Source organism: Amycolatopsis bullii, from assembly GCF_014654205.1.
GTDB classification, from domain to species: Bacteria; Actinomycetota; Actinomycetes; order Mycobacteriales; family Pseudonocardiaceae; genus Amycolatopsis; species Amycolatopsis plumensis.
On record NZ_BNAW01000052.1, the window covers coordinates 1 to 15,147 of the forward strand.

14 protein-coding genes and 1 rRNA gene are annotated in these 15,147 nt (G+C 71.5%); 11 read left to right on the forward strand and 4 right to left on the reverse strand.

The genetic code is table 11. The features are described 5' to 3' along the window. Nucleotides 1-73 (forward strand): 5S ribosomal RNA (gene rrf, locus IE317_RS45620); the annotation flags it as partial. Between the two features lie 120 nt (nucleotides 74-193). Here rrf and IE317_RS44860 read toward each other — a convergent pair. Continuing rightward, the gene (locus IE317_RS44860) at nucleotides 194-1,639 is read right to left on the reverse strand and encodes a hypothetical protein (RefSeq protein WP_229903111.1); all 1,446 of its coding nucleotides are present in this window, start codon (nucleotides 1,637-1,639) and stop codon (nucleotides 194-196) included. Nucleotides 1,640-1,678: 39 nt separating this feature from the next. Between IE317_RS44860 and IE317_RS44865 the strand changes: the two genes are divergently transcribed. From IE317_RS44865 to IE317_RS37005, 10 genes are all read left to right on the forward strand, one after another. Beyond that, nucleotides 1,679-2,170 (forward strand): hypothetical protein, encoded by a 492-nt coding sequence (locus tag IE317_RS44865; protein ID WP_229903112.1) that lies wholly within the window; start codon nucleotides 1,679-1,681, stop codon nucleotides 2,168-2,170. Next, entirely contained in the window at nucleotides 2,163-3,128 is a 966-nt protein-coding gene (locus IE317_RS36965; RefSeq protein ID WP_191316009.1) for an HAD-IIA family hydrolase, read from the forward strand. Before IE317_RS44865 ends, IE317_RS36965 begins: the two co-directional genes overlap by 8 nt. Before the next feature lie 17 nt (nucleotides 3,129-3,145). Then, nucleotides 3,146-3,343 (forward strand): hypothetical protein, encoded by a 198-nt coding sequence (locus tag IE317_RS36970; protein ID WP_191316010.1) that lies wholly within the window; start codon nucleotides 3,146-3,148, stop codon nucleotides 3,341-3,343. 5 nt (nucleotides 3,344-3,348) lie between these two features. After that, nucleotides 3,349-4,176 (forward strand): TlyA family RNA methyltransferase, encoded by an 828-nt coding sequence (locus IE317_RS36975; RefSeq protein ID WP_229903113.1) that lies wholly within the window; start codon nucleotides 3,349-3,351, stop codon nucleotides 4,174-4,176. Then, nucleotides 4,173-5,099 carry an NAD kinase gene (locus IE317_RS36980; RefSeq protein ID WP_191316011.1) on the forward strand — a complete coding sequence of 309 codons (927 nt, stop codon included), beginning with the start codon at nucleotides 4,173-4,175 and terminating at the stop codon, nucleotides 5,097-5,099. The genes IE317_RS36975 and IE317_RS36980 overlap by 4 nt, the downstream gene beginning before the upstream one ends. A 145-nt stretch (nucleotides 5,100-5,244) precedes the next feature. Beyond that, the gene (gene recN, locus IE317_RS36985) at nucleotides 5,245-7,026 is read left to right on the forward strand and encodes a DNA repair protein RecN (protein WP_191316059.1); all 1,782 of its coding nucleotides are present in this window, start codon (nucleotides 5,245-5,247) and stop codon (nucleotides 7,024-7,026) included. Nucleotides 7,027-7,093: 67 nt separating this feature from the next. Then, on the forward strand, nucleotides 7,094-8,080 hold the full coding sequence (locus IE317_RS36990) for a zinc-binding alcohol dehydrogenase family protein (protein ID WP_191316012.1): 987 nt from the start codon (nucleotides 7,094-7,096) through the stop codon (nucleotides 8,078-8,080). After that, nucleotides 8,077-9,252 (forward strand): DUF1266 domain-containing protein, encoded by a 1,176-nt coding sequence (locus IE317_RS36995; protein WP_191316013.1) that lies wholly within the window; start codon nucleotides 8,077-8,079, stop codon nucleotides 9,250-9,252. Before IE317_RS36990 ends, IE317_RS36995 begins: the two co-directional genes overlap by 4 nt. A gap of 88 nt (nucleotides 9,253-9,340) precedes the next feature. Further along, nucleotides 9,341-10,525, forward strand: coding sequence for a putative cytokinetic ring protein SteA (gene steA, locus IE317_RS37000; RefSeq protein ID WP_191316060.1), 1,185 nt, complete (start codon nucleotides 9,341-9,343; stop codon nucleotides 10,523-10,525). Then, a complete protein-coding gene (locus IE317_RS37005; RefSeq protein WP_191316014.1) occupies nucleotides 10,522-11,472 on the forward strand; it encodes a copper transporter in 951 nt (316 codons plus the stop codon). Before steA ends, IE317_RS37005 begins: the two co-directional genes overlap by 4 nt. 69 nt (nucleotides 11,473-11,541) lie before the next feature. Here IE317_RS37005 and IE317_RS37010 read toward each other — a convergent pair whose 3' ends face one another. From IE317_RS37010 to IE317_RS37020, 3 genes are all read right to left on the reverse strand, one after another. Then, nucleotides 11,542-12,804, reverse strand: coding sequence for an alginate lyase family protein (locus IE317_RS37010; protein WP_229903114.1), 1,263 nt, complete (start codon nucleotides 12,802-12,804; stop codon nucleotides 11,542-11,544). Between the two features lie 91 nt (nucleotides 12,805-12,895). Beyond that, nucleotides 12,896-13,603, reverse strand: coding sequence for an aspartate/glutamate racemase family protein (locus IE317_RS37015; protein WP_191316016.1), 708 nt, complete (start codon nucleotides 13,601-13,603; stop codon nucleotides 12,896-12,898). Beyond that, nucleotides 13,600-15,021, reverse strand: coding sequence for an NCS1 family nucleobase:cation symporter-1 (locus tag IE317_RS37020; protein WP_191316017.1), 1,422 nt, complete (start codon nucleotides 15,019-15,021; stop codon nucleotides 13,600-13,602). The genes IE317_RS37015 and IE317_RS37020 overlap by 4 nt, the downstream gene beginning before the upstream one ends. Nucleotides 15,022-15,147: the final 126 nt, after the last annotated feature.

Consider the following 15,147-nt stretch of genomic DNA (forward strand, 5'->3'; position numbering starts at 1 on the left):
CCCGGAAGCTAAGCCTGACAGCGCCGATGGTACTGCAACCGAAGGGTTGTGGGAGAGTAGGACACCGCCGAACTTACCTTCCGTACGGCCCGTTAGGATAGCCAGTTGGCTGCCCTAGCGGGCCGTACGCGTATGTCCAGAACAAGATTTTTTCACGGCAGGAGGCCAGGTGTCCGAGTTCGGTCGACGAGACTCAAGCGATGATGGGTCCGGCCGGTCGGCACGCCGGGACGAAGGCTCCCGGGGCCGGTCGGACGGACCCCGGAAGAGCCAGGGCGGCGCGCGGCAGGACCGCGGCGGCCGCGACGGCGGTTACCAGGGGCGCCCGCGCCGTGACGACCGCGGGGTCCGCGGCGGCGGCAAGCCCTTCCGCGGCGGCGACGGTCCCGGTGACCGCGACCAGCGCGGAGGCTACGCCGGCCAGAGCCGCAGTGGCGGCCGCAGTTTCAGCGACCGCGACGACCGCAAGGGCGGCTACGGCAGCCGCGACTCTGCAGGCCGGCCGGGCGGCCGCTACGAAGACCGGGGCAACAGCCGGTCCGGCACCCGCAGCGACAGCTCGGGCCGCGGCTACGAGGACCGCGGCGGCCGGCCGCAGGGCAAGTCGTCGTACGGCGACCGCAAGCCCCGCTGGGACGGCAACCGCCGTGACGACGACCGCGGCTCCCGCGCTGGCGGCTTCCGCCCGAACGACCGTCGCGACGATTCGCGCGGCGACCGGGGCGGCTACCAGCGCCGCGATGACGACCGCGGCGCCCGCACGGGCGGCTTCCGTTCCGGCGACCGGGACCGTGGCAGCTACCAGCGTCGCGATGACGACCGTGGGGGCTTCCGCTCCAACGACCGGGACCGTGGCAGCTACCAGCGTCGCGACGATGACCGTGGGGGCTTCCGCTCCAACGACCGGGACCGCGGTGGCTACCAGCGTCGCGACGATGACCGTGGTGCTCGGACGGGTGGTTTCCGTTCGGGTGACCGCGACGGCGGCGGTTACCAGCGCCGCGATGACGACCGTGGTGCTCGGACGGGTGGTTCCGGCAACCGGGGCGGTGGCTACCAGCGTCGTGATGACGATCGCGGCGGCCGCACCGGCGGCTTCCGTTCCGATGACCGGGACCGGGGCAGCTACCAGCGTCGCGACGATCGCGGTGACCGGGCCGGTGGGTTCCGCTCGGATGACCGTGGTCGCGGTGGCAGCGACCGCCGCGATGATTCGCGTGGTGAGCGGGGTGGCTACCAGCGTCGCGACGATGACCGCGGGGCCCGCACCGGCTACCCGCGGCGCGAGGACTCCCGCGGCGAAAGCCGGGACAACCGGGGCGAGCGCACTGGCGACTCCGGCAAGCGCTACGACCGCGACGCCACCAGCCGCAGCCACAGCGACCGCAAGGACCGCCGTGACGACCGCCCCCGCCGTGACCCGCGGCCCAAGGTCGGCGCCCCGCTCGACGACGAGGCCCTCGCCAAGGAACTCCTCGAAGCTCCCGAGCTCCCCGAGGACATCGAGTTCTCCGACCTCGACGAGGAGGCCCGCCGCGAGCTGCGGACCCTGCCGAAGGGCCTGGCGGAGACCGTCGGGAAGCACCTCGTCGCCGCCGGTGGGCTGATCGACAGCGATCCCGAGGCCGCCCTCGAGCACGCCAAGTACGCCAAGGCCAAGGCCTCGCGCGTCCCGATCGTGCGCGAAGCCCTCGGCCTGGTCGCCTACCACGCCGGCAACTGGTCCGAAGCCCTCTCCGAACTGCGGGCCGTCCGCCGGATGACGCGCAGTGACGACCACATCGCCATCATCGCCGACGCCGAGCGGGCGCTCGGGCGTCCCGAGCGGGCCCTCGACCTCGCGAAGGAGGTCGACACGGCGAAGCTCGCGAAGGCCACCCAGGTCGAGCTCGCGATCGTCGCGGCCGGGGCGCGGCGCGACCTCGGGCAGCTCGATGCCGCCGTCGTCTCGCTGCAGGGTGACGACCTCAAGGCCGAGAAGCGCGACCCGTGGAGCGCTCGCCTCTTCTACGCCTACGCCGACAACCTCGAGGCGGCCGGGCGCAAGGACGAGGCCATCCGGTGGTTCCTCAACGCCGCCGAGGCCGATGCCGAAGACGAGACCGACGCCGCCGAGCGGGCCGCCGATCTGTCGAATGCGGAGAACGAAGAAAAAGACACCGATGAGTGACGCTCTCCTTGCGGCCTACGACGCGGTCCTCTTCGACCTCGACGGCACCGTCTACCACGGCACCCGGGTGATCCCGGGTGCCCCGGAGACGGTGCGGGCCGCGCGGGAGCACGGCACGCCCGTCCGGTTCGTCACGAACAACGCCTCGAAGGCGCCCGACGAGGTCGTCGCGCACCTCACCGGGCTCGGCATGCCCGCCGAGACCGACGAGGTGCACACCAGCGCCCAAGCCGGCGTGCAGTTGCTGAAGGAACGCCTGGACGCCGGCGCCGAGGTCCTCGTCGTCGGCACCGAATCGCTCGCTGCCGAAGTCGCCCGAGCCGGGCTCGAGCCGGTGCGGGAGAACGGCCCGAGCGTCCAGGCCGTCGTTCAGGGGCACTCGCCGGACAACACCTGGGCCGCGCTGGCCGAGGCCTGCCTGGCCATCCGCGCCGGCGCGCTGTGGGTGGCCTGCAACGTCGACGCGACGCTGCCCAGCGAACGCGGCCTGCTGCCCGGCAACGGCTCCATGGTCGCCGCGCTGCGCACCGCCACCGACGTCGAACCCCTGGTCGCCGGGAAGCCGCAGCCGCTGCTGTTCGAGACCGCGGCGAGGTCGGCGGGTGCGGACCGGCCACTGGTCGTCGGTGACCGGCTCGACACCGACATCGCCGGCGCGGTCGCCGCGGGCATCGATTCCCTGGTCGTCCTGTCCGGTGTCGCGACGCCGAAGCAGCTGATCGAGGCGGTCCCCGGCGAGCGCGGCACTTACCTCGCCAAAGACCTGACCGCGCTCACCGAAGCGGCCGAAGACCTCAAGATCGGGCCACGGCCCGGCTGGACCGTGACCGTCGAGAACCAGACCTTGACGGCGGAGGGCGACGGTGACGAGCTGGACCTGCTCCGCGCGCTGTGCCACACGGCCTGGGAGACGGGTGTCACCGAACTCGGCGAGCGCGCCAAAGCCGCACTCTCCTGACTGATACCGTTCGGACTGTGCAGGACCACTCCTTCCCCGTCCCGGGCCCGCCGCCCGGTTCGTTCTCGCAGCAGACCGACCCGCGGGCCGGCATCGACGAAGCCGTCGCCGGGCTGGACGACCTGGACGCGCTGCCGCTCGCGGAGCACGTCGAGCGCTTCGACGCCGTGCACACCGAGCTGACGGTCGCCCTGTCCAGCATCGACAAGGTCTGATCGGCGTGCCCAAGCGGGCCCGCCTCGACGCGGAACTGGTTCGGCGCGGCCTCGCCCGGTCGCGCGAGCAGGCCTCGGCCCTGATCACCGGCGGCAAGGTCACCGTGCGCGGCATGGTCGCGACCAAACCCGCCACCGGCGTGGAAACCGACGCCCCGATCGTCGTCAAGGACGAAGACGACCCCGGCTGGGCCTCGCGCGGCGCGCACAAGCTCCTCGGCGCCCTCGAAGCGTTCACGGACCTCAGCGTCGAGGGCAAGCGCTGCCTCGACGCCGGCGCGTCCACCGGCGGCTTCACCGACGTCCTGCTGCGCAACGGCGCCGCGACCGTGATCGCCGCCGACGTGGGCCGTGGCCTGCTCGACTGGCGAATCCGCACCGACGAACGTGTAGTGGTCATGGATCGCACCAACGTTCGCAACCTCAGTCCCGACGACCTCGGCGGCCAGGTCGACCTGATCGTCGGGGACTTGAGTTTCATCTCCCTCAAGCTCGTGCTGCCCGCGCTCGCGGCGTGCGCGCGCGAGGGCGCCGATCTGGTCCCGATGGTGAAGCCGCAGTTCGAGGTGGGCAAGGACCGCCTCGGCAGCGGCGGCGTCGTCCGCGACCCGGAGCTGCGCGCCGAGTCCGTGCTCACCGTCATCGACGAGGCCGCGAAGCTCGGGCTCGCGCTGCGCGGGGTGACCGCCAGCCCGCTGCCCGGGCCGTCCGGGAATGTCGAGTACTTCGTGTGGCTTAAGAAAGAACATGTGGCCGAGTCCACTGTGGACGCGGTAGACAGGTCTGAGGCCGAGCGGCTCGTCCGGACCGCCGTCGAGGAAGGGCCCGCATGACCACCGAACGTGAAGTGCTCCTGATGGTGCACCCCGATCGCGACGCGACGGGCGAAGCCGCGCGCGAGGTTTCGGCGCGCTTCGCCAAGGCCGGCATCCGGATCCGGGTGACCGAGCACGACGTCTGCGCGCTGATCAACCCCGAACAGCACGGCGTCGGCGCGACCTGCACCGTCGTCGACCCGGACGACAACCCCGCCAGCGGCGTCGAGCTGGTCTTCGTGCTCGGCGGCGACGGCACGCTGCTGCGCGCGGCCGAGCTGGCCCGCCCGGCCGGTGTGCCGGTGCTCGGCGTCAACCTCGGCCGCGTCGGCTTCCTCGCCGAAGCGGACTCCGACGCGCTCGCCGACACCGTCCAGCGGGTCGTCGACGGCGACTACCAGGTCGAAGAGCGGATGACCATCGACGTCACCGTCACCCACGACGGCGAGGAGGTCGCCCGCACCTGGGCGCTCAACGAAGCCAGCGTGGAGAAGAGCACCCGGGAGCGCGTGCTCGACGCGCTGATCGAGGTCGACGGCCGCCCGGTGTCCGCCTTCGGCTGCGACGGTGTGCTCTGCGCCACACCGACCGGCTCGACCGCGTACGCGTTCTCGGCGGGCGGCCCGATCATCTGGCCGGACGTCCAGGCGCTGCTGGTGGTGCCGAGCAACGCGCACGCGATGTTCGCGCGGCCGCTGGTCGTCTCCCGCGGCTCGGTGATCACCGTGGGGATCGATCCGGACGGCTCGTCGGCCGTGCTGACCTGCGACGGGACCCGGCCGATCGACCTGCCGCCGGGCGCGCGGGTGCGCGTGACCTGCGGCAAGACGCCGGTGCGGCTGGTCCGGCTCTGGGACGGCCCGTTCACCGATCGGCTGGTGCAGAAGTTCTCGCTGCCGGTGAAGAGCTGGCGGGAGCGCCACGCGCGCCCCTGCGAGTAGCCCTCCGCCGTCCTCCCCGCGACCACCCTCAACGGAGGCGCTTCGCGCCGCTGGTCGACCTTTCAACGATTTATTCGAACATATCGGCGACGCGCCGGGGTCCCGGGCGCGCAGAGTGTCGGTGGTGGCCGCTACCGTAGGCGGCGTGCTGGCCGAGATGCGCATCCAGGGCCTCGGAGTCATCGAGGACGCCCTGCTGGAACTGCACGCGGGCTTCACCGTCGTGACCGGTGAGACGGGTGCGGGCAAGACCATGGTCGTCACCGGGCTGCACCTGCTGTCCGGGGGCCGCGCCGAGGTGTCCAAGGTCCGGACGGGGATGCTGAAGGCGTTCGTCGAAGGGCGGTTCACCTACTCCGGCGTCGAAGGCGCCGAGCGGATCGTCGCCGATTCGGGCGCGGACGTCGACGAGGACGGCAGCGTGATCGCGCTGCGCGCGGTCGCCGTCGACGGGCGGTCCCGCGCCCACCTCGGTGGCCGGTCCGTGCCCGTCGGCGTGCTCGCGGAGCTGTCCGAACAGCTGATCGCGGTCCACGGGCAGAACGACCAGCTGCGGCTGCTGCGTCCGGCCGAGCAGCGCGCGGTGATCGACCGGTTCGCCGGCGACGCCGTCGCGAAACCGCTGCAGGCCTACCGGGAGATCCGGTCGGAATGGCTGGCGGTGATCGCCGAGCTCACCGAGCGGTCGACGCGCTCGCGGGAGATGGCCCAGCAGGCCGACCTGCTCAAGCACGGGCTGACCGAGATCGACGCCGTCGCGCCGGAACCGGGCGAGGACGTCGAGCTCACCGAGCAGATCAAACGGCTCGCGGCGGTCGACGAGCTGCGCGCGGCCGCGACCGAGGCGCACATCGCGGTGTCCGGCTCTCCGGACGGCGACCCGGACGCGCCCGGCGCGATGGGCCTGGTTTCGGAGGCGCTGCGCCGGCTCTCGACGTCCGAGGACTCGGTGCTGCGGGAGCTGGCACCGCGGCTGGAGGAGGCGTCCGTGCTGCTCACCGACGTCGGTGCCGAGCTGGGCAACTACGTCGAGACGCTCGACGCCGACCCGGCGCTGCTGGAGAAGGTGCTGGCCCGCCAGGGCGACCTCAAGCGGCTGACCCGCAAGTACGCGGCGGACGTCGACGGCGTGCTCGCCTGGGCCGACGACGCCCGGCGCCGGCTGGAAACCATGGACACGTCGGAGGAGGCGCTCGCCGAGCTGGCGCTGCGGCGCGACCAGCTCGCGATCCAGCTGGCCGCGCACGCGGCCGAGGTGTCGGCGGCTCGCGAGACGGCGGCGGCCGAGCTGGCCGCGGAGATCACCCGAGAGCTGTCCGGGCTGGCGATGGGCCAGGCGGCGATCGAGGTGACGGTCGAGCAGCGCCCGGCCGAACACGGCGACACGCACGCGCTGACCATCGACGGCCGCGCGGTGCACGCGGGCCCGGACGGCGTCGACGACGTCGAGCTGCTCCTGCGTGCGCACGACGGCGCGCCGCCGCTGCCGGTCCACAAGGCCGCCTCGGGCGGTGAGCTGTCTCGCGTGATGCTGGCGATCGAGGTCGTCCTGGCCCACGCGGACACGGTCCAGACGCTGGTGTTCGACGAGGTCGACGCGGGCGTCGGCGGCCGCGCGGCGGTCGAGATCGGCCGTCGGCTGGCCCGGCTGGCGCGCACCCACCAGGTCCTGGTGGTCACGCACCTGCCGCAGGTGGCGGCGTTCGCCGACCAGCACCTGGTGGTGGACAAGGGCCACAGCGGCGGGGTCACGCGCAGCGGCGTGAAGAACCTGAGCCAGACCGAGCGGGTGAGCGAGCTGGCCCGGATGCTCGCGGGCATGGACAACGAGACCGGCCGCGCCCACGCGGAGGAACTGCTGGCGACGGCCGAGAAGGACAAGACGGAGTTCGAGCCGAAGAAGAAGCGGTCGGCGAAGAAGAAGTAGCCGCCAGGGAATTACTTCTCGCCTCCCCGCAGTTGTCGTGACGACTGCAGGTGGCGAAAGGAACCCGATGCGCGCGGTGGTGCTGCGAGAACCCGGTCCGGTCGAGAACCTCGAGCTCCGCGAGCTCCCGGTGCCGGAGGTGAAACCCGGCTGGGTGCGGATCGCCGTGATGGCGTTCGGCCTCAACCGGTCCGAGCTGCACACCCGGCTCGGGCTGGCCGAAGGCGTCACCTTCCCGCGCGTGCCCGGCATCGAAGCCGTCGGGGTCGTCGACGAGGGCGGCGATTTCGCCCCCGGCCAGCAGGTCGCCACCATGATGGGCGGCATGGGCCGCACCTTCGACGGTGGCTACGCCGAATACACGCTCGTCCCGGAGCACCAGGTCATCCCGTTCCACAGCGATCTGCCCTGGGAGGTCATCGGCCAGGTCCCGGAGACGCTGCAGACCGCGTACGGCTCCCTCACCACCGGTCTCGCCCTGCAGCAAGGCCAGACCCTGCTGGTCCGCGGCGGCACGTCCGCGCTCGGGTTCGCCACCGCGGCACTGGCGAAGGACCTCGGCGCCACCGTCTTCGCGACCACCCGGCAGCCCGGCAGGCTCGAAACCCTGCGCGCCCACGGCGTCGATCACCCGATCCTCGACGACGGTGACGTCGCCCAGCAGGTCCGCAAGATCGTCCCCGAGGGGGTCGACGCCGCCCTCGAACTCGTCGGCACCCCGACCCTGCCGGACACCCTGAACGCCACCCGCGTGCACGGGACCGTCTGCTTCACCGGCATGTTGTCCAACGAATGGACGATCTCGAACTTCTATCCGATCGGATACCTTCCCGCTGGGGTCCGGTTGACCGCTTATGGTGGTGAGGCGGACGACCTGCCCGCCTCCGTTCTCCAGCGCCACCTCGACCGGATCGCCGACGGCGAAGCGAGCCTCGGGCCGGTCAAGGTGTATTCGATGGAGGAGATCCGGCAGGCGCACGACGACCTGGAGCACAACCGGACGGCGGGCAAGCTCGTCGTGCTGACCGGCCGAGCGGAGGGAGCCGCCCCGTGATCCTGCCGCCGTCCGCCGATGTCGAAGCCCGGCTCGCCGCCGCGCGGCGGGACAGCGACCTCGACCGCTACCTCGGCCTGCTCGCCGGCGAGGAGCTGTTCGTGCCGATCCGGCGGGTGGACGCCCGGAGCATCCTCGACGAGCGGGCGGAAACCTTCCCGAACGTCTACTTCGAGACCGGCGGCGACGAGTTCCTGCAGGTCTTCACCCGCGGTGCGCTCCCGGACTTCGGCCCGGACGTCGTGGCCATGAGCGGCGCACTCGACTGGGCGGTGGACGGGGTCGGGCGGCACGAGCGCGTCGTGTTCAACCGCGGCACCCGCGGCGAGTGGCGGCTGCCCGGCGCGACGCTGCAGCCGTGGCTCGACGCGCACGCGGACGACGTCACGCCGCTCGAAGAGCAGGTCGAGCGGCTGATCACCGCGCCGTACGGGCACCTCGAAGGGCCCATCGCGCACGCGCTCGCCTGCGGCGCGCACCTGGCCGTGCTCAACGCCGCGCCCTGGAACCTGCTCGACGGCCGCTACCACGACTACGTCGCCGAGGTGCGCAGCCTGCGGGACTGGTGGGGCGTGCCCGACCCGCCCGGCTGGCGCGCGACCATGACCGGCCTGATCGGCGACGGCTACGCGCTGACGCCCGGCAACCTCGTCCTCATGCTGCGCCTGCGGTTCGCCGCCGAGTACGGGCTGCCGGGTGCCGAGTTCGATCCGCTGACCTGGGCGCAGCTGGTGGACCGGTGGTGCGCGGAGAACGACGCCGCGGACCAGGCCGACGAGCTGCGCGACACCGTCCGCCGGGTGTCCCGCTGCGAACGGCGGCTGCGCGCCGACGGCCTGGTCGACGCGGACGGCTGCGTGACGACGGCGCTGTCCTGGGACGTCGGCCGCGCGGTCACGATCGCCCGCGGCGGGCTGGCGGCCGGGTACTGCGACGCGCTGAGCGCCGAGCTGATGGTGCTCGAAGCCGGTTCGCTCGCCCGTCGCTACCACCAGTCATGGGCCGACCTGTCGGCGGGGTACGTCATGGGCCGGGTGTTGCACGACGACTCCGGCGAGTTCGGTGAGTGGTACCCGGCGGCCGTGCGCGTCCACCACCAGCTCCTTCAGGACCCGGCCAGCCCCTGGCTGAACCTCGATTTCGGCTCGCTGTCGGAGGAGTCGGACGCCTGACCCGTGCGGGGGAGGTCACCACAACGAGTCACCCCGGCTACGGCGTGGCGAGCATCGTCCCATGAGCAAATTTGTCACCATCGGCCACATGAAGCTCACGGGTCTGCTCACGCGGAATCAAGAACCCCTGCCGGGGATCACCGGGGTCGCCCGGGTCGACCGCCGCACCCGGGAGCTGCTGCGCCGGATCAGTCCCGGCGACATCGTCGTGCTCGACCAGCTGGACCTCGACCGCGCGACGGCCGACGCCCTGGTCGAGGCCGAGGTCGCGGGCGTGGTCAACGCGTCGCCGTCGATCTCCGGCCGGTTCCCCAACATGGGACCGGAGATCCTCGTCGCGGCCGGCATCCCGCTCGTCGATTCGGTCGGCGGCGAGCTGCTGCGCTCGATCAAGGACGGCACGAAGCTGCGGCTGCACGACGGCGTCGTCTACGTCGGCGAGCGGCAGGTCGCCTCCGGCATCCTGCAGACCGCCGAGAGCGTCGCCGACCAGATGATCGAGGCCAAGGCCGGGATGTCGACCCAGCTGGAAGCGTTTTCGGCGAACACCATCGAGTTCCTGCGCCGCGAGCGCACGCTGATCCTCGACGGCGTCGGCGTCCCCGAGCTGAAGGTGCCGCTGCGGGACCGGCACGTGCTGGTCGTCGCGGGCGGCAACGGCCACGCCGAAGACCTCAAGAAGCTCAAGAAGTACATCGCCGAGCACCGCCCGGTGCTGATCGGGGTCGACGCCGGTGCCGACACCCTGCGCGTGCAGGGCTACCAGCCGGACGTCGTCGTCGGCGACCCCACCGGCATCGGCACCGCGACCCTGCGCGGCGGCGGCGAGGTCGTGGTGCCCGCCCAGCCCGACGGGCACGCCCCCGGTGTCGAGCGGATCCAGGACCTCGGCATCGGCGCGGTGACGTTCCCGGCGTCGGGCAACGCCGAGGACCTCGCGCTGCTGCTGGCCGACGCGCACGGCGCGACCCTGGTCGTCACCGTCGGCTTCCAGGCCACCCTGCGCGAATTCCTCGACCACGGCCGGTCCGGCTCGAACCCGTCGACGTTCCTGACGCGGCTGAAGCTCGGCACGAAGCTGGTCGACGGGAAGGCGGTGGCGACGCTGCACCGCAACCGGGTCTCGATCGGCGCGGTCGTCCTGCTCGTGCTCGCCGCGGTCGTGGTGGTCGCCGCGGCTCTGCTGGTGTCCGACGTGGGCTCGGTCTACCTCGACTGGCTCAAGGACACCTGGAATTCGTTCTACGCCTGGGTCAAGGGATTGTTCACGTGATTTCGCTGCGCTACCACGTCGTTTCCATCGCCGCCTGCTTCCTCGCGCTGGCCGTCGGCGTCGTGCTCGGCTCGACGGCGCTGAACGGCACGCTGCTGTCCGGCCTGGCGGGGGAGAAGAAGGACCTCGGCAGCCAGGTCGCCGACCTGGAGGCGCAGCGCAACGCGCTCAACGCCCGGCTGACCGACGCCGACGCCTTCGCCGGCTCGATGGGCCCGAAGGTCGTCGCCGGCACGCTGGACCAGCGGTCGGTGGTGCTGGTGACCACCGAGGACGCGCGCCCGGCCGACCGGGACGCGCTCAAGCAGCTGGTCGGCCAGTCCGGCGCCGCGGTGACCGGGGAGATCCAGCTGACGTCGGCGTTCGCCGACCCCGAGAAGGCCGACCAGCTCCGCGACGTCGTCACGCGGCTGCAGCCGGCCGGTTCGAAGTTCCCGACGGCGGGCGACTCCGGAACGCTCGCCGGCGCGCTGCTGGGTTCGGTGCTGCTGCTGGACAAGACCACGGCGAAACCGCAGTCCTCGCCCGAGGAGCTGGCGGCGGCGCTGGGCGGGCTCACCGACGGCGGGTTCGTCAAGGCCGGTCAGGACGTCAAGCCCGCGCAGCTGGCGATCGTGCTCACCGGCGCCCAGGCGAGCGGTGACGGCGCGGGCGACCGCGCGGCGACGATCGCCCGGTTCGCGACGCAGCTCGACCGCAGCGGCGCGGGCGCGGTGCTGGCGGGCGACGCCGGTTCCGCGGACGGCACCGGCGCGCTGGGCGTGGTCCGGGCGGACACCTCGGCGACGTCGATCCTGTCCACTGTGGACAACGCGGACACGTCGGCCGGGCGGGTGAGCACCATCCTCGCGCTGAAGGAACAGCTCGACGGCGGCTCCGGCCGCTACGGCGTGGCGGGCAACGCCCAGGCGCCCGCCCCGGGCGTCACCGCCCCGGCCGGCAACTGACCTCGGCCCGACGTGCAGTGAATGACTCATTCCTGGCGCCCGACGCCAGGAATGAGTCATTCACTGCGTTCACCGCAGGGGTGGGTCCAGTGGGAAGCAGGACACCCGCACCGGCCAGGTGTCGCCGCCCGCGGGCAACGGCATCTGCTTGAGCGCGGCCGCCGCGTCGGCATCGTGGGCCTCCTCGGCGGCCGCGTGGAAGATGTCCGCCGCGATCGACTGGTCGAACACGCCGATCTGCTGGTGCGGCCAGGCTGCCGCCCCGTGCAGCGCACCCGGGATCAGCTGGTCGACGACCTTCCGCAGCGTCACGCCGTTCGCTGCCCGGTACTTCCAGACGTCGACGCCGAGGTTCTTCCCGACCTCCGCCATGCGGCCCCACGCCGTCAGGTTGAAGTTGACGTAGTGCCACGACATCGTCCGCGACAGTTCCAGGGGCTGGCTGCCGTCGGCGGCGAACTGCACCGGGAACCGCTTCTGCTCCGCGTCGAGCACGATCTTCCGCGCCGCGTCGCGGTGACCCAGGTACGCCGAGATCGTCGCGTTCTGCATGTCGAGGAACGTGCCGTGGTTGTTGGTGGCGGCCAGTTCCAGCTTCGCCTGCGGGCTGGTCCGCATCCAGCTCAGGTACTGCGTCAGCCACGCCTTGATCCCCGAGCGGTCCTTCCCGGTCCAGCCCGGCGCGCCGCCGTCGAGCAGCGCGAACGCGTCCATCAGCTGGCTGAACGACTGCGTCGAGTCGATGATCCCGGTGCCGCTGATCGTGGTCTTGCACGGGATGATCTGCGAGTACGTCATGTTCGGGTTCATCCGGGTGGCCGGGTCGAGGAACCACGTCCGGATGTCCAGGGCCGCCCGCTTCGCGTACTTCGCGTCGCCGGTGTAGTACCAGGCCAGCGAAAGGTAGTACATCGCGTCCCACGCCCACATCCGGTAGGTGTGGTCGGTGATCGCGTCGGCCTCCGGGTTGCGCTGGCCGTCCTTGCTGACGTACGGGCAGCCCTGCGGGTTCTCGGGCGTCTTCGGCTGGCTCGCCCACCAGTAGGGCGCCTGGCTCAGGTAGTCGTGCTTGTCGCCGCTCGGCGGCGCGGTCGGCTTGTCCATGACCGACCACGGCCCGTCGGTCAGCGCGGTGTCCGCCTTGGCCAGCACGGCTTTCAGCGCGTCCCGCTGGGCCTTGGTCGCGTGGCCGCTGCGGATGGCCTGCTTGATGTTCGCGAGCTTGGCGCCGTCGGTCACGACGGTGTGCGGTGGAGACGCGGCCACTGCCGTCCCGCTCATCGGGACCACCACGCTCACCGACAACGCCAGTGCGCAAAGAACTCTTCGCACGTCGACCGCCTTCCGGGGACGTCGAAATCCCCACGTCGTCACCGGGCGGCGGTACGGCTGCAGGGATTCTGACGTCCTCGGAAGGCAGGTGTCAATGAGGCCAGGTGCGGCGCTTGTCCAGCGGACGCGCGTACGACCCCGCGCGGCTGGTCTTCAGCCCCAGCGCCACCAGGGATTCCGCGAGCCGGACCGCGGCCGCGACGCCGTCGATGACCGGGATGTCCAGCATCGCCCCGATCTTCCGGTCCAGCCCGGTCATCCCGGCGCACCCGAGCACCAGCACCTCCGCTCCGGCGTCCCGTGCGCGGCGGCCGGCGGTGAGCAACGCCGACTCGGTGCGGCGCTCGTCGGTCAGCTCCAGCACGCCGAGCCCGGCGCCGGTGACCGTGACGCAGTTCTGCGCGACCCCGGCGGCGTGCAGGCTGTCCTCGATCAGGCCGCACGTCCGGTCCAAAGTGGTCACCACGCCGTAGCGGCGGCCGAGCAGGCAGGCCAGGTGGGCGGCGGCTTCGGTGATGTCGACGACCGGGACGTCCAGCAGCTCGCGCGCGCCCTCGCGGCCGTGGTCGCCGAACCCGGCGAGCACGACGGCGTCGAACGGTTCGTCCAGGCCCCGCAACAGGTCCAGCACGGCCGCCGCGGACAGGAAGCTGTCCAGCCAGCCCTCGGCCGACTCCGGTCCCCAGCGCGGCGTCCGGGCGAGGATCTCGGTGCCGGGGCTCGCGGCCGCGCGTGCCCCGGCTTCGATCTCCTTCGTCATCGCCTCGGTGGTGTTGCAGTTGGTGACGACGATCCTCATCGATGCTTCCTCGACACCACGTAGTAGAGGGCCGCCGAGGACGCGGTGCCGATGAACCACGAGTACGGCGCGGCCGGCGCGAAGAACGGCACCAGCGCGATGACGGCGGACAGAGCCGCGGTCGGGAAGAACGTCACCAGCGCCCGCGGGTTCACGCGGGGGTAGCTGCCGCCGTCGACGAACAGCTGGGCGACGTCGACCTTGCCGCGCCGGATCAGGTAGTAGTCGACGATCATGATCCCGAACAGCGGGCCGAGGAACGCGCCGAGCCCGCCGAGGAAGTAGTTGACCACCGCCGGCGAGGAGTACAGCTTCCACGGCAGCACGCACAGCGCCGCGACCGCGCTGATCATCCCGCCGATGGTGAAGGTGATCCGCTTCGGCCAGATGTTGGCCAGGTCGTAGGCGGGGGAGACGAAGTTGGCGACGATGTTGACACCCATGGTGGCGATGGCGAACGTCAGCGCGCCGACGATGAGCACCGGCGTGTTGTGCACCTTGGCCAGCAGCTCGGCCGGGTCGGTGATCGCCTCGCCGAACACCTGCATGCTCCCCGCGGTCACGATCACCGACAGCAGCGCGAACGCCGTCGAGTTGATCGGCAGGCCCCAGAAGTTGCCGCGCTTCACCGTCTTCTGGTCCGGCGCGAACCGCGAGAAGTCGCAGAAGTTGAGCATGAGCGTGCCGTAGGTGGCCAGGATCAGCCCGGCCGCGCCGAACCACTGCCGGATCTGCTCCCCGGTGGACAGCTGTTTCGGGCTGCTGGTGAAGGAGATGTTCCAGTGCCCGGCGGCGAGGATCCAGACGGCGAGGGCGATCATCACGACCCAGATCGCCGGTCCGCACCAGTCCTGGAACTTGCGCACCGACTCCATGCCGCGGGTCAGGATCAGCGCCTGGACCGCCCACAGCGCGACGAAGCACATCCAGCCGAGGGCGTGCAGACCGAGGAAACCGTGTTCGGTCAGGGGTTTCAGGCCCGGGTCGATGGCCAGCACGAGCAGGGTGATGGCGACGCTCGCGAGGTAGGTCTGGATGCCGTACCAGAAGATCGCGATGATGGCGCGGATCAGCGCGGGCAGGTTGGCGCCGAAGGTGCCGAAGCTGATCCGCGCCACGACCGGGAACGGCACGCCGGTGCGCTGGCCGATCCGGCCCATCAGGTTCATGCCGGCGTAGATGATGATGAACCCGAAGAGCAGGGCGGTGAACACCTGCCAGGCCGAGAGGCCGAGCACGAACAGCCCGGCCGCGAAGGTGTAGTTGCCGAGGTTGTGCACGTCGGACATCCACAGCGCGAAGATGTCGTAGACCTTCCACCGGCGTTCCTTCGCGGGGGCGAGGTCCTCGTTCCAGAGCCGGGGATCGGGCGGAGTGGTCGTCTCTTGAGAAGGTTCGGTGAGCGGGGCGGCGGTCATGCGGGCCCTCCGATCTACGGATGCTCTCGGGGGTTCCGGGTGGCGGAGCCCCCGGCCGGGGCGAAGCCCCGTTTGATGCAGTACGGTGACGACGATTTGGGATACCAAACTTTGAATCCCAAATAT

Bases quoted from the DNA above. Each gene is read 5' to 3' on its own strand.
- IE317_RS36965 (WP_191316009.1), top strand. From the start codon at position 2,163: ATGAGTGACGCTCTCCTTGCGGCCTACGACGCGGTCCTCTTCGACCTC.
- IE317_RS36980 (WP_191316011.1), top strand. From the start codon at position 4,173: ATGACCACCGAACGTGAAGTGCTCCTGATGGTGCACCCCGATCGCGAC.
- IE317_RS36990 (WP_191316012.1), top strand. From the start codon at position 7,094: ATGCGCGCGGTGGTGCTGCGAGAACCCGGTCCGGTCGAGAACCTCGAG.
- steA (WP_191316060.1), top strand. From the start codon at position 9,341: ATGAAGCTCACGGGTCTGCTCACGCGGAATCAAGAACCCCTGCCGGGG.
- IE317_RS37015 (WP_191316016.1), bottom strand. From the start codon at position 13,603: ATGAGGATCGTCGTCACCAACTGCAACACCACCGAGGCGATGACGAAG.
- IE317_RS37020 (WP_191316017.1), bottom strand. From the start codon at position 15,021: ATGACCGCCGCCCCGCTCACCGAACCTTCTCAAGAGACGACCACTCCG.